The sequence below is a fragment of the Nonomuraea sp. B19D2 genome (assembly GCF_040137845.1).
Taxonomy (GTDB): domain Bacteria; phylum Actinomycetota; class Actinomycetes; order Streptosporangiales; family Streptosporangiaceae; genus Nonomuraea.
This window is the reverse complement of the sequence record NZ_JBEFAK010000028.1, coordinates 25,405-43,840: the sequence shown is the minus strand read 5'-3', so window position 1 is coordinate 43,840 and position 18,436 is coordinate 25,405. Positions and strand designations below refer to the sequence as shown.

20 protein-coding genes are annotated in these 18,436 nt (G+C 69.2%); 11 read left to right on the top strand and 9 right to left on the bottom strand.

The features are described 5' to 3' along the window. Positions 1-10 precede the first annotated feature (10 nt). Complete coding sequence (locus tag ABN273_RS38340; protein WP_349454075.1) at positions 11-829, bottom strand: NmrA family NAD(P)-binding protein; 819 nt, start codon at positions 827-829, stop codon at positions 11-13. A gap of 369 nt (positions 830-1,198) precedes the next feature. Between ABN273_RS38340 and ABN273_RS38335 the strand changes: the two genes are divergently transcribed. Both ABN273_RS38335 and ABN273_RS38330 read left to right on the top strand, forming a co-directional pair. Continuing rightward, the gene (locus ABN273_RS38335; RefSeq protein WP_349454074.1) at positions 1,199-1,951 is read left to right on the top strand and encodes a glycoside hydrolase family 12 protein; all 753 of its coding nucleotides are present in this window, start codon (positions 1,199-1,201) and stop codon (positions 1,949-1,951) included. A gap of 221 nt (positions 1,952-2,172) precedes the next feature. Further along, positions 2,173-2,454, top strand: a complete 282-nt coding sequence (locus tag ABN273_RS38330; protein WP_349454186.1) for a class I SAM-dependent methyltransferase — start codon at positions 2,173-2,175, stop codon at positions 2,452-2,454. A gap of 182 nt (positions 2,455-2,636) precedes the next feature. Here the strand turns inward: ABN273_RS38330 and ABN273_RS38325 are convergent, their stop codons facing one another. After that, positions 2,637-3,410, bottom strand: a complete 774-nt coding sequence (locus tag ABN273_RS38325; protein ID WP_349454072.1) for an SDR family oxidoreductase — start codon at positions 3,408-3,410, stop codon at positions 2,637-2,639. 454 nt (positions 3,411-3,864) lie between these two features. Between ABN273_RS38325 and ABN273_RS38320 the strand changes: the two genes are divergently transcribed. Next, positions 3,865-4,251, top strand: a complete 387-nt coding sequence (locus tag ABN273_RS38320; protein WP_349454070.1) for a hypothetical protein — start codon at positions 3,865-3,867, stop codon at positions 4,249-4,251. Between the two features lie 114 nt (positions 4,252-4,365). Here the strand turns inward: ABN273_RS38320 and ABN273_RS38315 are convergent, their stop codons facing one another. Next, positions 4,366-4,962, bottom strand: coding sequence for an FAD-dependent oxidoreductase (locus tag ABN273_RS38315; RefSeq protein ID WP_349454068.1), 597 nt, complete (start codon positions 4,960-4,962; stop codon positions 4,366-4,368). Between the two features lie 83 nt (positions 4,963-5,045). Beyond that, the gene (locus tag ABN273_RS38310; protein WP_349454066.1) at positions 5,046-5,357 is read right to left on the bottom strand and encodes a DoxX family membrane protein; all 312 of its coding nucleotides are present in this window, start codon (positions 5,355-5,357) and stop codon (positions 5,046-5,048) included. Between the two features lie 472 nt (positions 5,358-5,829). Here ABN273_RS38310 and ABN273_RS38305 point away from each other — a divergent pair, with 472 nt between their 5' ends. Beyond that, positions 5,830-6,426, top strand: a complete 597-nt coding sequence (locus ABN273_RS38305) for a TetR/AcrR family transcriptional regulator (RefSeq protein ID WP_349454065.1) — start codon at positions 5,830-5,832, stop codon at positions 6,424-6,426. Continuing rightward, positions 6,426-6,983 carry a carboxymuconolactone decarboxylase family protein gene (locus tag ABN273_RS38300; RefSeq protein ID WP_349454063.1) on the top strand — a complete coding sequence of 186 codons (558 nt, stop codon included), beginning with the start codon at positions 6,426-6,428 and terminating at the stop codon, positions 6,981-6,983. The genes ABN273_RS38305 and ABN273_RS38300 overlap by 1 nt, the downstream gene beginning before the upstream one ends. Positions 6,984-7,543: 560 nt before the next feature. Here ABN273_RS38300 and ABN273_RS38295 read toward each other — a convergent pair. Next, positions 7,544-9,046 carry a SulP family inorganic anion transporter gene (locus tag ABN273_RS38295; RefSeq protein WP_349454062.1) on the bottom strand — a complete coding sequence of 501 codons (1,503 nt, stop codon included), beginning with the start codon at positions 9,044-9,046 and terminating at the stop codon, positions 7,544-7,546. Between the two features lie 545 nt (positions 9,047-9,591). On the opposite strand from ABN273_RS38295, the gene ABN273_RS38290 reads away from it, so the two are divergent. The 3 genes from ABN273_RS38290 to ABN273_RS38280 all read left to right on the top strand — a co-directional run bounded on the left by ABN273_RS38290 (position 9,592) and on the right by ABN273_RS38280 (position 11,607). Then, positions 9,592-9,993: a MerR family transcriptional regulator gene (locus ABN273_RS38290; RefSeq protein WP_349454060.1), complete on the top strand. Its 402-nt coding sequence runs from the start codon at positions 9,592-9,594 to the stop codon at positions 9,991-9,993. A 486-nt stretch (positions 9,994-10,479) separates the two neighbouring features. After that, the gene (locus tag ABN273_RS38285; protein ID WP_349454058.1) at positions 10,480-11,274 is read left to right on the top strand and encodes an Rv1678 family membrane protein; all 795 of its coding nucleotides are present in this window, start codon (positions 10,480-10,482) and stop codon (positions 11,272-11,274) included. Between the two features lie 51 nt (positions 11,275-11,325). After that, positions 11,326-11,607, top strand: coding sequence for a hypothetical protein (locus tag ABN273_RS38280; RefSeq protein WP_349454056.1), 282 nt, complete (start codon positions 11,326-11,328; stop codon positions 11,605-11,607). 21 nt (positions 11,608-11,628) lie between these two features. Here the strand turns inward: ABN273_RS38280 and ABN273_RS38275 are convergent, their stop codons facing one another. From ABN273_RS38275 to ABN273_RS38260, 4 genes are all read right to left on the bottom strand, one after another. Further along, a complete protein-coding gene (locus tag ABN273_RS38275; protein WP_349454054.1) occupies positions 11,629-13,446 on the bottom strand; it encodes a PhnE/PtxC family ABC transporter permease in 1,818 nt (605 codons plus the stop codon). Further along, a complete protein-coding gene (locus ABN273_RS38270) occupies positions 13,443-14,189 on the bottom strand; it encodes a phosphonate ABC transporter ATP-binding protein (protein WP_349454052.1) in 747 nt (248 codons plus the stop codon). The genes ABN273_RS38275 and ABN273_RS38270 overlap by 4 nt, the downstream gene beginning before the upstream one ends. Continuing rightward, positions 14,186-15,091 (bottom strand): putative selenate ABC transporter substrate-binding protein, encoded by a 906-nt coding sequence (locus ABN273_RS38265; protein WP_349454050.1) that lies wholly within the window; start codon positions 15,089-15,091, stop codon positions 14,186-14,188. The genes ABN273_RS38270 and ABN273_RS38265 overlap by 4 nt, the downstream gene beginning before the upstream one ends. Positions 15,092-15,301: 210 nt before the next feature. Continuing rightward, a complete protein-coding gene (locus ABN273_RS38260) occupies positions 15,302-16,399 on the bottom strand; it encodes a radical SAM protein (RefSeq protein WP_349454049.1) in 1,098 nt (365 codons plus the stop codon). 122 nt (positions 16,400-16,521) lie between these two features. Between ABN273_RS38260 and ABN273_RS38255 the strand changes: the two genes are divergently transcribed. The 3 genes from ABN273_RS38255 to ABN273_RS38245 all read left to right on the top strand — a co-directional run bounded on the left by ABN273_RS38255 (position 16,522) and on the right by ABN273_RS38245 (position 18,172). After that, complete coding sequence (locus ABN273_RS38255) at positions 16,522-17,142, top strand: SAM-dependent methyltransferase (protein WP_349454047.1); 621 nt, start codon at positions 16,522-16,524, stop codon at positions 17,140-17,142. 502 nt (positions 17,143-17,644) lie between these two features. Next, positions 17,645-17,920 (top strand): hypothetical protein, encoded by a 276-nt coding sequence (locus ABN273_RS38250; protein WP_349454045.1) that lies wholly within the window; start codon positions 17,645-17,647, stop codon positions 17,918-17,920. 42 nt (positions 17,921-17,962) lie between these two features. Beyond that, on the top strand, positions 17,963-18,172 hold the full coding sequence (locus ABN273_RS38245) for a hypothetical protein (protein ID WP_349454043.1): 210 nt from the start codon (positions 17,963-17,965) through the stop codon (positions 18,170-18,172). Positions 18,173-18,436 lie beyond the last annotated feature (264 nt).

Here is an 18,436-nt window from a genome sequence, read left to right as displayed (position 1 = left end):
TTCTCCTGGATCAAAGAAGGAACGCGGTGGCGTGTTCCGCGGCCCACTGGGCGAACGTACGGCCGGGACGGCCGGTGACCTGCTCGACGGTCGGCAGCACGACCGAGGCGGCGTCCGGCGGGTTGGCGCCGAGCTGGACCGCGAACTCGATCAACTCCTCCCCCGCTCCCCACGCCTCCATCGAGGCCCGATACTGCGCCTCGCTCAGCTCCTCGAACCGGATCTCCCGGCCGATCGCCTCCCCGATCAGCTGGGCCCGCTGCGCGGGCGTCAGCGTCTCCGGTCCGGTGATCAGGTACGACTCGCCGGCGTGCCCGTCGGAGACCAGCGCCGCCACGGCCACGGCGGCGATGTCGGCCTCGTGCACGACGGCCCCCGGGTTATTGCCGAACACCCGGACCACCCCCTCCTCACGGATGGACTGGGCCCATTCGAGCGCGTTGGCCATGAACTCCACGCACAGCAGCTGCGTCCAGCCGATCTCCCTGGCCCGCAGCGCCTCCTCGACCGAGCTCTCGTCCCAGCTGCTCAGCACGCTGACCCGGGTCACTCCCGCCTTCGCGGCCAGCTCGACGAGCTCGGGCCCGGTCTGGAGCGCCGCCTGGTCGTCGCCGCCGACCGTGATCAGGTGAAGCGCGGTCACACCTTCCAGCGCCGGGGCCAGTGACTGCGGCCTGGTCAGATCGCCGCAGGCCACTTCCACGGAGGCGGGCAGCCGGGCCGCGGCCGGGTTCCTGGTCAGCGCGCGCACCCGCTCGCCGCGGGCGACGAGCTGCGCCACGATCTGCCGGCCGACCGTCCCGGTGGCGCCCGTCACGAGAATCGTCATTGCTTTCCTCCAGTCAGGACGTCTCGAACGTCTCGGACTTCTCGACCAGGAGGCGCTACATGCGAAATAGCACCCGCTACGCCGCCACCGCGGACCCGCTCCCGCAGTTCGGCAAGCGCTATCGCGCCGAGGCCGGCAAAGTGGCCTCTTCGTCAACGGCCAGGACCGCCACTACGGCCGACTCGGCGACGTCGGCCACCGGCGGGGGTGAAACTTTCACGTCGCTCCCATCGCCTCTCATCGCTTGACCTGCGCTGGTGAGGATTTCTTGCTCGCCGGTGTTTCCTCTGGCCGGACGCGGACTTACGGTGACCCCACTTCCCGTTGAAACCGGTCTCGGCCGCGTCGAACTGTCGTCGAAGCGCTTCGATGCACCGGATTCGACAAAGTGGTGCCCGCCACCGGCGGACAACAGCGGAAAGGGAGACCATGCTCAGGACGCTCCGCCTCTTCGTCCCGGCATCCATGCTCGTCGCGCTCATCGCCGTGCTCGCCCAGCCGGCCCAGGCCGCCGTCTGGTCCTCGTCGGCCCAGTGGGCGACCTGGACCAACGGCGGCTACACCCTTTACAACAACATCTGGGGCAGCGGCGCCGGCCCACAAACGATCTGGGCAAACTCGTACAGCAACTGGGGTGTCTGGGCGAACCATCCCAACACCGGTGGCGTCAAGTCCTACCCCAACGCCACGAAGAACGTGAACCGGCGGCTCAGTGCTCTCGGCAGCGCGACCAGCAGCTTCAACGTCACCGTGCCGAACGGCGGCGCCTACACGTCCGCGTACGACATCTGGTGCGACGGTCACACCTACGAGATCATGCTCTGGATGAACAAGTACGGCCCGGTCGGCCCGATCGGGTCCCGGCAGACCAGCGCATCGGTGGGCGGCCACAGCTGGGACGTCTACCGTGGCTCCAACGGGTCCAACCAGGTGTTCTCCTTCGTGCGGCAGGGCAACGTCAACTCCGGGACCGTGGACATCAAGGCGATCTTGAACTGGCTCCGGTCCAGGAACTGGTTCGGCGACGTGACGCTCGGCGACGTCCAGTTCGGGTACGAGATCACGTCATCCAGCGGCGGAATGGACTTCCGTACCAACAGCTTCTCGGTGTCGGCGAGCTGACAGCGCCGGTGAGGCGTGTTCGTCTCAGCAGTAGAACCAGCCAACCCCGCGGAATGTGCGGCGAGGTGCTCACATTCCGCGGGGTTGTCTCGTCCATCTGGTGAGGGCAGATGCGGCAAAGGAAGTCGGCGACACTGTGAGCGCCCGTTCAGAGGCTCCCTGGCCGATGCGGCAGATGTCGTGCAAGAGACGTACACCCGGCGCCGTGGGACGCCGCCACGCTGGCCCTGCGCGGCCGAGAGCTCGACCGCTGGACCAGAGAATTCCTGACCGCCCACCCTGAGGCCACCGTGCCGCACCTGGCCTGCGGCCTGGACACCCGCGTACACCGGCTGGACCCGCCGCCGTCGGTGCGCTGGTTCGACATCGACTTCCCCGACGTCATCGAGGCCCGGCCTCAGGCCATCCCCGATCGCCCGCACGTCCACAGCATCGCCGCGAACCTGACTGAACCCGGCTGGCTGGAGGAGATGCTCACTCGCATCTCGCCCGCGGCGACGTAGGCGGCGTGGTCCGGCAGCGCCGGCTTGCCGATGCCCGCCTCGCCACGCAGCACCAGGGCCCCGCTCCTGCCGGCACGAACGTCCACGAGCAGTCGATTGATCACCGCCTGTTCGTTTGCTCGCCCAATGAGCAGGACCAAGTCACATCTGCCCGAGTTGCCCTCTTGGTTGCTCGGCGGTGCTCAAGACCTCTCTTGCAGGTATCGCTTCCAGGTGATCGTCCCCGTGGGGGTGGAATGGGTGGCGAGGCGGCCATCGCGGAAGGCTGCGCCGAGCTTGCCGGGAAGCTTCACGCGCACGATGGGCCGCCTCTTGCGCCTCGCGCCCAGCCATTGCCGGACGACCTCATCGAGTGCCAGCACCTCCGGCCCGCCGAAATCCTCCGTCCGGCTCGTGGGGCCGGCCTGGATACGCCGCACGAGCAGGTCCGCCAGATCGCGCACATCGACCGGCTGCGCCTTGATGCCGGGGTCGGCGATCATCAGCCCGGTACGCGCCGCCAGTCCGAACGCTTGGTCCATGAATTCGTGGAACTGCGCGGCCCGCACGATCGACCACGGCACCTGGGCCGACTTGACGATCTCCTCTGTGCGCACCTTCGTGCGGAAATACCCCCATGGGATCTGGTCCGCACCGATGATCGAGGTGTAGAGCAGATGCCCGACGTTCGCCTCACGGGCCGCTTCGCAGAGCCGCCGGGTGCCATCCACCTCGACCCGATCGGTGTACCTGCCCTTGTACGGCGCCGCGGCCAGATGCACCACCACGTCGACCCCGCGCAGCGCCTCGGCCAGGCCCTGACCGGTCGTCAGGTCCGCCACCGTCCAGTGGACCTCGTCCCCGGAGCGAGGGCTGCGGCTCATCCCGCGCACCTCGAACCCGGCCTCGGCCAGCCGCGGCAGCAACGCCTTGCCCAGCCTGCCGGTCGCCCCGGTCACCAGGACCAATCCGCTCACAACACGCCCCCAGTCCTCATGGACCCGCGTCCAGCGCCATGCCTGACGAAAGCATGAAATTTGGACCAGATCGCAGATCATAAATAGTAGACCTGGGGCCGAATGGACAAATCCGTCAACTGACCGGGTTCCAGACGCGATGGTCGGGTGTCCGCGTTCCTCACCGAGGACACCCGAAGCTGCTCGGGCGGATCCACCACAGGCGGTCATCGCGGCCGCCCGCTCGTCAACGCCAGTCGCCGGCGGGGTCAGTCGCAGTGTGGAGGGCCAAGTGCGTCGTGTCGCCGCTTCCCCAGCTCGACCGCGGTGGCCCACAGAGGGAAGTGCGTGGTGTTGCGCGCGGGTCGTCGTCATGGGCGGGCTCACTCTCTGGGGCGGGCTGGCCTGTGTCGGGACCGGTCCCACCGCGGAGCGCGCACAGTGTCACGTGCAGTCGCGTTCGGAGGTGTATGGGGTGTCGAAACGCACGGTCATGCTCGCCGTGGTCGGACTCGTGGTGGCAACTGTGACCGCTATCGCGATCGTGCTGAACCAATCGGCCCCATCAGGCAGCGCTGCCCCATCGGGCACCGACGAGGTCAAGCAGCCGGACCCGCCGCGTGTCTACGCCTACATGACGGTGCATTTCGGCCAGGACTGGACGCAGACGAACAGCGAACTCGTCGCCATGAACGGCACCAAGCAGATCGGCCGCGCCTCCTTGGGCTGGCTCGGCACCCGCCCCGCCTTCACCACCGACGGCCGCCACGTGTTCACCATGGCCGGCGACCGTCTCCTGGCCATCTCGGCCGCAACAGGCCAGGTGACGGAGGTTCCCTGCGACGGATGCCAGGACCGCTAGGAGTGCGCCGAGCCTGGTACGGCAGCGCCAATTGGGGTGTGAGCTGGGATGATGGCGGCCGGTCGATGCGATCTTGTGGTCGGATGCGGACGCGACGAGAGCAGCCGCTCATGATCATGTCTGTGTGATGAGGCGGGCAAAGACTTGGGCGAGTTCGGTACCGACGGCGCCGCCTCCGAGCACGATCAGCGAGGCGGGCACTTCCTTGGTCTCGATCGCTTCGCGGTTGGTCCAGTACGGTGTGCCGTCCAGGCCGGGGATCGGCGGGACGGCCGGTTCGGTGCCGGTGGCGATGACGATGCCACGCCGGGCGCGCAGTACTCGCTCGCCGTCGACGCTGACCTGCCCGGGTGCGGTGATCCGGCCGTGTCCGCGGACGAAGTGGCCACCCTTGCCCTCGAACCGGTCGACGGCGACCTTGTCGTTCCAGTCGTCGGTGGCCTCCTGACGGATGCGCCGCGCCACCGGGGCCCAATCCGGTTGTACGCCGGCCTCGCCGGCCATCCCGGGGATTCGCCTGGCCTCGGCGAGCAGGTCGGCGGCGCGGATCATCATCTTGGACGGCACGCAGCCCCAGTAGGGGCATTCGCCGCCGACCAGCTTGGCCTCGATCCCGGCGACGCGCAGCCCGGCCTCGGCCAGCCGCCCTGCCACCTCCTCGCCGCCCGGTCCCATTCCGATCACGATCACGTCGTACTGCTCAGCGTTCATCGCCGGCCCCCTTCTTTGGTGGAGTGCAACCGGTGGCGGCGGCGACGGCCACCCGGACTGTCACCCGCATGACAGTCTTGCCTTCAGAATGCGCGGAGCAGGAGTGTGAAGGCGGCAGCGCCCAGACCCAGCGTGATGCTCGCGCCTGCCCATTCCGGGCCGTGGCGCTGCCAGAGGCGTCCTTCGTCCAGCGCGTACCGGCCCGGCCCCGTACCCGCGAGGGCTCCCGCGGCGGTGGCCAGGACGAGCGGGAACTCGAAACCTTGCAGGAGCCCCTTGGGCCATTCGACGGCGATGGCGTTGACCATGACGCCGAGCACGACGGCCGAAGCCAGCGGGGCGAACAGCCCGGCTGCCAGCAGTAGGCCGCCGCCGAACTCGCTGAGCCCGGCCACGACCGCGAACAGAAGTCGAGCGTGGACGTCATCGACGCGCCGGGGGCGAGCTTGTCGGGCTTATGCATAGAGGTGCGCTTGCCGGTCAGCTGGATGATCTTGGTGGTTCTCGGCTGTTCGCCCGCCGATAGGGCTGGTCCGGTTCCGGCGAGCATGATGGCCGCCAGGGCGGTTGATGCTGCAGCGATCACGATGTTCCCCCCGTTGTGGATGGCTCACCCGGTCACGGGTGAGCGTTGATGCGTTGTCGCGCGGCACCTCCCCGTCACCGGGCGGGGCGCGCGCTGATTGTTCACGAGGTGACAGTGTTCTTCGCGGCATCACCAGCAGCTGGGTGGAGGTGTAGCTGAGCGACCGCCCCACCGGCGCGCGGATCGTGGTCGGGCAGGTCAGCGGACCTGTCGGCGCTACTTGCTCTTGACGGCCGCCTTGCCCTATCTTGGAATAATCGTTCCAAGATAGGAGCTGGCAGATGCCGGACGTCAAGCACTTCGATCCCGACGTGGCGCTGGATCAGGTCGTCCGCTTGTTCTGGGAGCGGGGTGCCGACACCACCGGCATCGCCGATGTGGTCGAGGTGACCGGGCTGAGCCGCTCCAGCCTGTATGCGACCTTTGGCGGCAAAGGACAGTTGTACACGGCCGCCCTGCGCCGCTACCTGCAGCGGCAGTCACAGCCGGTGTTCGCCGCCCTGGCCGCCGACGAGCGGGGCCTGCCCGCCATCCTCGGATTCTTCGAGCAACTGGTGGCCGCCCGCTGCGCGGGTGAGCACGCCCGCTGGGGATGCCTGGTCACCAACGCGCACGCCGCGTCAGGACGCGACCTTCCCGCGGTGCGGCAGGCACTGGATGACCACCACGGCACGTTGCGCTCGGCCATGCGCACCGCACTGGAGGCGGCCCGCGGGCACGGCCAGCTGCGGCCCGAGCTCGACCTGGAGTCCGAAGCGGAGGCGCTCACCCTACTGGCCTACGGGGTCAATCTCCGCTCGCGAGCCGGCGCCGACGCGACCGAGCTGCTGACCGGCGTGCGCGCCGTACTGGATTCCCTCACCAAGGAGAAGAAGTGATGATCGATTTCACGGTGTATGACGAGAGCGACGCCCCCGAGGCGGCGCGCCCGATGCTGGAGGCGGCCAAGAGGCGCATGGGTTTCGTCACCACGCTCAACGGCGTGATGGCCGAGTCACCCGAGCTGCTGGCCGGTTACAACGCGCTGGCCGAGCAGTTCAGCAAGTCCTCACTGCCGGGACCGGCCAAGCACGTGGTGTGGATCACGGCCAGCGTGGAGAACGGCTGCGAGTACTGCGTTGCGGCGCACTCCACGCTCGCCTTGCGCGCCCGGGTCCCAGAGGAGGTGGTGGCCGCGCTACGGACGGGCAAGCCGTTGGAGGACGCGGCGCTGGAGGCCGCCCGCCGGCTGACCCAGGCGATGGTCGCCCAGCGTGGCTGGGTGGACGACACCGAGATCGAGGGGTTCCTGAGTGCGGGCTACACGCGCCGGCACGTGCTGGACATCGTGCTCGGCGTGGGGATGAAGACCTTGTCGAACTACACCAACCACATCGCCCACACCCCACTCGACCCGGCCTGGCAAGATCAGGAGTGGACCCGCGACCGGACCTGAAACCGTCCCCGGCCGCCCGACTCTGCGGGGACGACCGCCGCACTGCCGCTGTCCTGGTCCGGCACGGGCGGGGCGGGAGGCGTCCATGTCGGACACCACGATGTCGATGGTGTTCAGGGTGGGATGCATGTTGCGCTCCTTCGGGCTCGGTCGGTGAGTTTCCCAGGCCGTCCGTGAGGCCCCTATCGGGCTCACCTCACATCACGTGGCCACGAGCCGCATACTGCGACCTGCCCGTTGACGGCTTGGCCCTCATTTCACAGACGATCGGCCGACGCCTCGATACGACAGGGACGCCGAAATTCTTCGCGCCGGGCACAGCATGATCACCGCACCCGCTGGTCGGGCGCATGGACTCCACGCCGGCCAGCCAGTGCGCGTCCGCGTCGCCGGTCACTCCGGCAAAGCGGCGACGGCCTCCAGTTCCAGATCGCGGTACTTGTCGAGCTCGAAGCGCCCGTACGTTCAGATGGTCCAGAACCACGCCGACAGGCCCCGCCGATCGGCCGGGCTCAGCCGTTTTGCCAAGCCGGATCGCGCAACACGATCTGGACCAGGCGTCAGTGGCTGCCGGACAGCTCGCCGGACAGCGCGCCGTGCATGCGGGCACTGGGCTGGTTGAGGCCGATGATGCGCACGCTCTTGCCGCGAGCTGCGTACTTGGCTTCGACGGCGTCCAGGGCGGCGACGGAGGAGGCGTCCCAGATGTGGGCGTCGGTCAGGTCGATGACCACGTCGTCGGGGTCGCTGGCGTAGTTGAACTGGGAGACCAGGTCGTTGCTGGAGGCGAAGAACAGCTCGCCGGTGACTGCGTAGACGACCTGGCCGCCGTCGGGGTCGAGGCAGGCGGTCACGTTGGCCAGGTGCGCCACCCGGCGGGCGAAGATGACCAGGCCGGTCAGCGAGCCGACCACAACGCCGATGGCCAGGTTGTGCGTGGCGACCACGACGGCGACGGTGATGGCCATGACGCCGATCTCGCCGGCGGGCATGCGCTTGAGCGTGGCCGGGGCGACGGAGTGCCAGTCGAAGGTGCCGAACGAGACCAGGATCATGACGGCGACCAGGGCGGCCATCGGGATCTGAGAGACCAGCGGGCCGAAGACGATGCACAGCACCATGAGCATGACGCCGGCGGTGAAGGTGGACAGGCGGGTGCGGGCCCCGTTCTTCACGTTGATCATGGTCTGGCCGATCATCGCGCAGCCGCCCATGCCGCCGAAGAAGCCAGTGACGATGTTGGCGACGCCTTGGCCGATGGATTCGCGGGTCTTGGAGGAGCGGGTATCGGTGATGTCGTCCACCAGCTTGGCCGTCATCAGCGACTCCATCAGCCCGACCAGCGCGAACCCGAGCGCGTACGGGGCGATGAGTGTCAGGGTATCCAGGGTGAAGGGCACGTCCGGCAGGCCGGGGACGGGCAGGGAGGAGGGCAGCGCGCCGCGGTCGCCGACGGTGGGCACGGCCAGGTGGACGCCGATGGTGAGCGCGGTGAGCGCGGCAATGGAGATCAGCGGCGCCGGGATCACCTTGGTCAGGCGAGGCAGGAACACCATCAGCGCCAGCGCACCGCCGACCAGCGGATAGACGACCCACGGGACGTCGATGAGCTCGGGTACCTGGGCCATGAAGATGAGGATGGCCAGGGCGTTGACGAAGCCGACCATGACGCTGCGCGGGACGAAGCGCATGAGCTTGGCCACGCCGAGCGCGCCGAGCACGACCTGGATGAGGCCCCCGAGGATGACGGTGGCGACCAGGTAATCCAGACCATGCTCGCGCGCCAGCGGGGCGACGACCAGGGCGATGGCGCCGGTGGCGGCGGAGATCATGGCGGGGCGGCCGCCGGCGATGGCGATGACCACGGCCATGGTGAAGGAGGCGAACAGTCCGATGCTGGGATCGACCCCGGCGATGATGGAGAACGAGATCGCCTCGGGGATGAGGGCGAGGGCGACGACCAGGCCAGACAGGATCTCGGTACGGGCCACCGAGGGCTTCAGCCAGGTGGGCCGGCCGGGCCGCAGGCGCCCAGCCAGGGTCAAAAACGGGCGTGCGGGCATGGATGAACTGGGCAACAGGCGTCCTTCAAACGTTGGACCGGCCCCTCAAGGGGCAGCGGGCAGCAGGCCACCGGCCGCAGGCACGGCGGCAGTAGGTGAGGAAGCGGCCGGGGAAAGGGCCGCCGACAGGCTCGCAGGCGTGCCGGGTCAAAGGAAGGGCGGGAGGCAGGGCGAGGCGACAATGATGTCGGCGGCGCTACCGCGGGCAGGTCACGGCGGGCAGCAGGCGGTGGTGATCAAAGGCATGCGCGCGTCGATGTTCCTTACCTCGCGATCGTGATGGCGGCGCTCAGCAGACACCCGGTGAATGTCGTCAGGCGACCGGGTTGTGCCAGGGTGTCGGTGTGCCTGTGCCGGAGCGCGCCTCGGTGGTCCGGCATCGGCAACTCTACCTTAACGTTAAGGTAGAGATTCGGCGGGGCGGGCGTTGCCGCTCGCTACCGCCGCCATCAGCCAGCAGGGAGGTCGTGCGAAAGATGGACGGACCGGCGCTTCCCGCCGCCGATGGCGAAGATCCGGCTTCGGTGGGTAGTGGTGGAGATCACATGCACATCGGGCAGGTGGCGGCGCGGACCGGGCTGTCGCTGCGGACCATCCGGCACTACGACGAGCTGGGCCTGGTGCGGCCCTCGGCCCGCAGCCAAGGTGGCTTCCGGCTCTACACCGAGGCCGATGTGGCCCGGCTGATGGTGATCCGCCGGATGAAGCCGCTGGGCTTCACGCTGGAGGAGATGGGCGAGTTGCTGTCCATCACCGATCGGCTCGACAACAGCAGCGCGGCGGCCCTGGAGACGGCCGAGCGCGAGCAGTTGCTGGCGCGGCTGGGGCGGTTCGAGCAGGCCACCCGCGAGCGCTGCGCGGCGCTGCGCACTCAGCTGAGCAGGGCCGAGGAGTTCGCCGCCGACCTACAGCGGCGCGCCGGCCAGCTGACCGCCGGCACTTCCTGACCGGCGGCCGGCACCTTCAGCCCTGGGCGGCCAGAGACTACCGCCTTGACCTCGACTGCGGTTGACGTTTGAGGATGGGCCTTGGGCCTTATCTAGGGTTGCCAAGCGATCTGGCTGGTCAGTGGCTTGCAGGCCTGTAAACCATGTAAGGCAAGTAGGCTGGCTGACGGCTGGTGAAGGCGCCTGTTCCTTCAGGCGATGACGGAGCTGCGCCGCTCGATGAGTACGACGTCGCGCCAGAGGCCGTGATGGCGGCCGACTCGCTCCCGAGTGCCGATCACCCGGAACCCGGCGCGGGCGTGCAGGGCGAGGCTGGCGGCGTTCTCGGGGAAGATCCCTGCCTGGATGGTCCAGATGCAGTTGCCCGAGGAAACTCCTCGGCTGGCGGCTGTTGTGCTGGTGCGGTCGGACGTTCGGGATCTGTAAGGAACGCGGCGGCCGTTTCGGTATTGGATCAGTGGTGACCCGCCTGTAAGGAGGCGCCCGATGCCTGATATTGCCGGTCTGCCCCGCGGGGCGCCCGCCGCCCTTGCGGTCGTCCGCGTCGCGATGGCCATGTTGTGGGTGGAGAACGCGGGCTGGAAGACGCCCGGGGACGGTTTCGGCCAGACGTCGCCGCCGCGCGGGCTGTTCCAGTGGACCGGCTACGCCGTCGAATATCCGGTGCTGGCCCCGTACGCCTGGCTGGTGGAGCACGTCGTGCTGCCGAACTTCACGCTCTTCGGCTGGACGGTGCTGCTGGTGGAGGCAGGCCTGGGCGCGTTCCTGCTGGCGGGGCTGTGGACCCGGGTGTGGGCGCTGATCGGGATCGGGCAGACGATGGCGATCACGCTGTCGGTGCTGAACGCACCGCACGAGTGGCGCTGGTCGTACTTCCTGATGTTCATGGTGCTCATCGTGCTGTTCGCGACCGCGGCGGGACGGTACTACGGCGCGGATGGGCTGCGGATGGGAGAGACGAGGCCGGTGCCGTACGCCTTCGCGCTGGGCGTCGCGTCGGTCGTCAGCACCGTGTTCGTGGACGCGAGCGGCGACTGGCGCTTCGTCGCGGTGGCGCTCGGCCTGCTGGCCTGCGTGGCCGCGCGGCTGGACCGGCCGCCGCTGACGCTCGCCGCCGGGGCGCTGTTCCTGGTGGCGGCGCTGCTCGTGCTGGCAGAGATGACCTTCGGTTTCCGGCTCACCGGCGGCACCGGATCGGTGTTCAGCGTGTGGCTCGGGCTCGGCGCCGGGCTGGTGGCGGCGGCTCGGCGTACCTCGGTGGCAACCCACGTGAAGGAGTGAGAGGGAGCCGTCGTCCCGCTTGGATCCCGTGCTCGCGATGCCGCGCCGCAGGTGAATGCGGGGCATCAGCGACTGCCTGCCTGGGCCGCCGAGCGTCAAGCCGTCTCCCTCACCGCCATCAGCGTGGCGCTGGTCACGGCAGCGACGTACCTGCTGCTGGTGCTCTCCCGCACGCTCTGGCCCTCAAAGGCCTCACCCGCCACTACGAGCTGCCCAAGCAACGCGTCTTCGTCGGCCGGAACTCCCAAGGGCGAGTGCCGGACAAGGCATGACGCGGGGCAGCCGGCGGGTGTCATCTTCCCGTCGGTGATGGCCGAGGGCGCCACCAGGTGATCGTTGACTCGGTCATCTCCTTCATCGGCCGCCTGTGGTCGAGGTGGGCGGGCGTGCCCGGCCGGACCGGTTACGCCCCTCCCCGGCCGATCCCTGTAGCGCCCGTCTGAGTCGCCGTCCGACGGCCTCGCTGCCGACGCTCAGCGCGAAGGATGCGACGAGCAGTGTCGTGACCGCCGGCCAGCGGAAGGCGGCCAGATTCTCGGCGATCAGGCGGCCCAGACCCGCGGCGCCGACGACGCCGACGACGGCCGTGTCCCGGATGCAGATCTCGAAGCGGTAAAGCGTATAGGTCAGAAGGTGGTGGGCCGACGGTGGGACGATCGTGGCCACGGAGGCGAGCCAACCCCGTGTCCCGATGGCGCGCAGGGCATCACGGGGACGGGTATCGACGCTTTCCCATGCCTCGGCAACCAACCTGCCGAGGATGCCTCCGGTGTAGAGGCCGAGGGCCAGGGCGCCCGGCAGCACGCCGGGGAACAGTGCGAGGAGGGCGATCACGGCCCAGACCGTCGGCGGGATGGAACGCAGCACCAGCAGCACCGCGCGCGCGGCCCACCATGCCACCTTGCGCGGGATGTGGCGGGTGGGGTGGGCTCGCTCGTCGAAGGACCCGTGCCGTGCCCGTCCCGCCCAGGGACCGATCACCAGGGTGATGATGACGGCAACGGCCATGGCGAGGACCGCGATCGCCACGGTGTCCGGTATCGCCTCCGCGAGGGCTGGCCAGCCGCCGTTCGGGAGCGCGGGCGGCCACATCTCGTCCAGTAGCCGTACGGTCAGGTCACGGGTGCGCGGCGAACTCAGGCCGGACAGGGACACCTCCGAGGCCAGCCATGCCAGCAGCAGCCCCGGGACCGCCACGACGGCGGACGCGCGTGCCCACCGCGACGTGGCCGGCCGGGCGTTGCGGTCCTCGGCGCGGGACGATCGGCGCGCTCCGGCGTCTTGGCCGCCGGACCAGTCGGCGCAGGTGACGACGGCCAGATCGCGGCGCAGGCGGCTGTTCCACAGGTCCACAACCGCCGAGAGCAGCAGGACGGCCCACACGAGCGTCCACACCTCGTCCCAGTTGCGTGACTGGAGACTGACCACCAGCTCCTGTCCTAGCCCACCGAGTCCCACCACTCCGAGGACCACCGCAGAGCGGATGGCGCACTCGAAACGGTAGAAGGTGTAGGACAGCAGCAGCGGTGCGGCCGGGGGGAACAGGCCGTAGCACAGGGCGGCGATCGGTCGCGCCCCGGCATTGCGTAGGGTCAGCAACGGTCCGGGCGGGATGCCGTCCAGAGTTTCACCGAAGATCTTCGCGGTCTGCGCTCCGAACGGGACGGCGATCGCCAGGACGGCGGCCAGCGGATCGAGGCCCAGCACACTGACGAACAACAATGCCCAGACCAGCTCGTGGACGGACCGGGCCGCGACCAGCAGACTCCGTATCAGCAGGCGCAGCGCCCGCACCGCACGCGGCGGCCGGCTGTGCCAGGCGGCGTCGCTGAGCACGATCCCGCCGGCGAGGCCGACCGCCAATGCTCCCGCCGTCCCCAGCACCGCGAACACCAAAGTCACCACCATGGCGTTCAGCACCACGGCCAGGAACTCCGTCGACAGCTGCGGGTGCAGCATCGACGCGAACAGGTCGGCAACGAGCGAGAGGCCGCTGCGATTCACCACGTCCGAGCCGTCCGGCATCGCCTGCCGCCAGGACCAGACGAGGGGGACCGCGACCAGCAACAGTCCGACGATCCGCCGGGCCGCGACCGTCCGCCCAGTCACCCGGTACGCCTGCGCAGTCGCCGCCGGCGAGGGCTCGCTGGGGGCGTCGACCTGGAGTGTCATGTCAGGGTGTACAGGTCGGCCAGGACGCGGTCGTCGAGATGCTCGACGGGCAGGTCGAAGACCAGGCGTCCACCGCGCAGCCCGATGGCCCGGGTGCAGTGTCGCCGGGCCAGCTCGGGCTGGTGCAGGCTCACCACGACGGTGACCGGCCGGCCCGGCACGCCGAGCAGCTCCAGGATGCCGGCCGCCCGGGTCGGATCCAGGCTGGCGACCGGTTCGTCGGCCACCACGAGATCGGGCTCCTGGACGAGCAGCCGGGCGATGGCGACGCGCTGCCGCTCCCCGCCGGACAGGCGCTCCGTGCGCTCGTGGACGGCCCACGGGAGTCCGACCCGTCGCAGGGCCTCGGTGACCGTCGGATCAGCCCTTGGCCAGGCCAGCGCGGCCAGCGCGCGGATGCTGCCCCACCGGCCGAGCCGTCCGGCGTTCACGTTGTGCAACACCCGGACCTGGTTCACGAGATCCAGGCGCTGGGAGACCGTGCCGATACGCCGCTGGATCGCCCGAAGCCGGGACGGCGAAAGATTCGCCAGGTTTGCGCCCAACACCTCCACTTCGCCGGACGTCGCGGAGAGCGATCCGTTGAGCATCGACAGCAGCGTGCTCTTGCCGGCCCCGCTGGTGCCGAGAACCGCCACCCGCTCGCCCGCGTAAACGGTGAGGTCGACGTCGGCCACGGCGTGGTGCGACCCGAACCGCCGGCCTGCCCCCCGAAGACGGATGACGGGAGGGGAAGCGGTCACGTCAATAGCCCTTGTTCGCGGGCGACAGCCTCGATCCGGTCGTAGTTCGCGTTGTCCGTCGCGATGAACGAAGTGGCGCCGAAGAGATCCAAGATCGCCTTGTCGGCCGGATCGGAGACGTTCAGACCCAGGAGCATGTCGGTCACCGCCCGAGTCGCGCCCTTGCCGAACCGGTCGTCGAGATCGGGGCGTGCCAGCCAGTGGTAGTCGGCGTATCCGGGGGTCTTCCACAGCACCACGACGTCGCTCAGGTCCACCTCGCCGGCCGCCTGCGTGGCCTTCCACACCTGCTCGTTGACCACACCGGCCTCGAAGCTGCCGGAGGCGACCGCCTCGATCGTCGCATCGTGAGAGCCGGAGAACCCAGGTTTGCCCTTGAAGGCGGCCTGGTCGAGGCCGCCCTGGCGCAGGAAGTACTGCGGCATCAGCCGGCCGGAGGTGGACGTCTCGCTGCCGAAGGTGAAGGTGTGACCGGCGAGCGTGCGCACCCCCTCGACCGTGTCGAACGGCCTCAGACCGGAGGCCTTGTTCGCGATGAACACGCTGTGGAAGTCCTGGTCGATATTGCGCTGGGCCACTGCCGTCGCCCCGGAGACCCGGTTACGGGCCTGGGCCCCGGTCAGGCCGCCCATCCAGGCCAGGTAGATGTCACCGACCTCGAACGCCCGGACCACGGCGGTGTAGTCGGTAACCGGCCGGTAGACCACCTTGAGCTTCGTGACGGCCGCGAACCTGTCGGCCAGCATGGGGTACAGCCGGTTCAGCTTCTCGGGATCCTGGTCGGGGATCGCGGAGATCATCAAGGACGCACCGGCGGCGCGGCCTTCCTGCGTGCCGCACGCGGCGAGCAGGAACAGTCCGGCAGATCCGAGCAACAGCTCACGGCGCTTCAGGTAAGGCACAGGTTTCTCCAGCCGAAGTCAGCTACCGATCGCTCATACTCATTGCGGCCTGGTTGCCCCGGCGAGGACGGCACGGACGATGGATGAGCGCCCATCCGAAGGCGGTGCAGGCCGGGAGCACCAGGTGTTCCATCACCCAGCTGTACGAAAGCGCCGGTGAGCATGCGGCGGGCCCAGACATGGCCACACGCCTCGGGAGCGGTGTTCGTCTCAGGCACAGCGGAAGACCTGCCGTCCGGACCGGGCCGCGGCGTCCTGCACCGCCAGCGTGTCCCGGACCACGCCGAACACCTCCGCGACCGGCAGGGCCGCATCGGCGATACGCATGTGGGGATCGGTCACCGCCACGGGGTGCCACCAGGCACCGTCCGCGGTGACGGTGGGCTCGGGCTCCAGGGTGTCGATCGACACGTGGACCCCTGCCTGGGCGAAGCCCTCCCGGGCGACCGGCCGGATCAGCCGGTCCTCGCCGGCGATTCCTTCGGAGTCCAGCCTGCGGTGCAGGGCCTCCACCCCCGCCGGGTCCTCGTCGTACAACGTCGCCGCCACCCGGACCCGGAAGCCGAGGGACACGGCCAGCCCGATACCGTCCAGCGCCCGCGCCCAGGATCCCGCACCACGCTGCCGGTCGTGCAGGTCCGGCGTCGCGGAATCGAGACTGACCTGCAGCGTCACGGACCGGTCCAGCGCCTCCAGCATCTCGCGCCGCCGCCCACGCCCGAAGATCATGGCGTTGGTCAGCACGGTGCGCTCCAACCCCTCGGCGGCGTCCACCAACTCGGTCAGCCGAGGGTGCATAAAGGGCTCGCCACCGGTCAGGAACACCTCCCTGCCGCCCACGGCACGGAACTCGCCGAACACCTCCCGGCCCAGGTCGGGCTCCAGCCGCCGGGCCGCGGCACGCGGGGAGGATTCCGCGCAGCAGTACCCGCAGGCGAGGTTGCAGTCGAAGTTGGTGTACGCCCAGAGCCGCTGCCCCAATGGCGTACGCCCTCCTCGGCTGAACATCGCGACCGGCTGATCCGCCCGTGCGGCCTTGCGCACCCCGAACCACCACGGCCCATCCGGCGTCTCGCCCACCTGCGCGTCGACCGAGTGCCCGACCAGGTCGGCCCAGGCCGGCAGATCGACGACCACGCTCGGTTCAGCGCTACGGATCCCGAGCACCTGGCCCGGTTCCAGGCGTCGCATCGCACGGGTGATGAGCAGCAACAGCCCGCTGCCGCAGTCCATGTCACCGCCGTCCACCAAGGCGGCGACCTCACCCGCCGGGGTCGGTCGCGTCGATGTGGGGATCTGGTCAGGCATGCGCCGACCCTAGCCAGCGGGGCCGTCGACGGATCTTACGATTCCATGACCTCAACCCGCGGACCGCCGCCGGCCGTGATGCCGCGCACTACCGTGGCGCCATGTCGCCTCCAGCTCGCCCCATGGACCCCACATCACGCAAGGACTTCTGGGAGGGTGTGCATGACGCCAAGGACGTGGACGCGGTCTCCTGGTGGCAGTCGGTCCCCGAACTCTCCCTCAGCCTGGTGGAGCAGGCCCGGGTCGAAACCGACGACCCGATCATCGACGTCGGCGCCGGCTGGTCCACCCTCGTCGACCACCTCGTCGATCGTCATTACCGTGACCTGACCGCCGTCGACCTGTCCACGACCGCGCTCGACACCGTCCGCTCACGCCTCGGCCCCGCCGGGAAGCATGTGGTCTTCCAGCTGGCCGACGTCCTCGACCTGCGTCCGAGCCGCCGGTACACGCTCTGGCACGACCGTGCCGTCTATCACTTCCTCATTGAACCTGACGAACGTGCCGACTATTTCGCCTCACTCGAGCGATGCCTGAGCCCCGGAGGACGGGCGATCGTGGCCACCTTCGGACCGGACGGGCCGACCACCTGCAGCGGATTGCCGATCGTGCGCTACACCCATCAGGAACTCGCCGCCGAGTTCCCCAACTACGAGCTGATCGCCACCAGCGGCGAAGACCACGTGACCCCCTGGGGCACCACCCAGCAGTTCACCGCGGTCCTGCTACGTCGCCCGGACTGAGCCTCCTCGGCACAGGCGCTGATGCTTTCGGCGGCCATAACCGCCGGATTCGTCACGGTTTTCGGCCTGTTCGGGCTCGCGGTCACTGCTCTGGCGATGTCGGTGGGCTGCACAGCGCGGCCACCGACCTGCTGGAGGGCGTCGGCGGACTGCCGCCGCTGAGCGTCACCTGCTCCGTGCGCGCCAGCGTCCTTATCCGCCAGGAAGTCGGTCAGACCGCTGCGGTGCACGGCATCGTCACGGCGATGACGTGGCCCGCCCGGCGGCTCGAAGGTGGTGAGGGCTGGATCACGTCAGGGCTCGTGTCCGGCGCGCGCTCCCTGTCCGTCCCCAGCTCAGCTAACGAATGCAGCTGCAATAATTGGCAGAAGAGAGAGATGGGATTACGAAGGGTTCCGGCGGAGCTTGAGACTGTGGCTCAGCTGGTGATCCAACCGCCTTCTCCTCGGAGATGATCGAATGAGCGGAAGTAGTGGGCCCAGCGAACAGTTGCTCTCTACTCTTGCCGCGCTGGCTGCGCGGGCGCGGCATCCGGCTCGGCCCGTTGCACCTGCACACAACCGCCCTGCTGTCGGGGCTGAAGTTCATCGGCCTTGGCATCGTCTTCCTCGTCTTCGACGGCACCCGCAGCCTGACCGTGCCGTTCCCGGACAGCGGGGAGGCCGGGCTGCAGGAGTTCGCCGCCGGTCTGCAACTGCCCGGCCTGCTGGTGGTGGCCCTCGCCTGCCTCGTTGTCGTCGTGGTCGTCCTGCGGCGGCTGGCCCGGTCCCGGCCATGAGCCGCGAGCAGGCCATGCACGCGGGTTGGGGGATCAGCCTGCGTGCGGGCCCCCATCAGCCTCGCCTCGATTGCCCACTGCACGGCGGGAGTCGGCTATGGGGCGAGCCGGACCCGGGCGCGTACGGCGCGTAAGCGCACGTACGGCCAGGACAACCTGAAGCGCGGCGGCCGGACGCAGCAGGACCGGGCGTGGGCGCTCGTTCATCCGCCCCTGGACGACGCCGGCAGCGGTGAATCCGCACAAGGGTAGGGCCCAGGGCATGGCGGGGACCGCAACCCCACCTGCTGCTGCGGGCTCACCATGGAGAAGGTCCGCTGAATGGAACCGGCCGGGACGGACAGAGACCGGGCTGCGCCAGGTGTTCGCCCGTCCCGGCTATGTGACGGCTTTGGCGGAGGATCAAGCTCAAGCATCAGGGACATGGGAGACAGCGACACGAAGTTCAACACGCAGACTTGACGGGGAACACCACCGCGCCCGCCCCTGCATCACGCATGGTGCGCAAGATGTGCT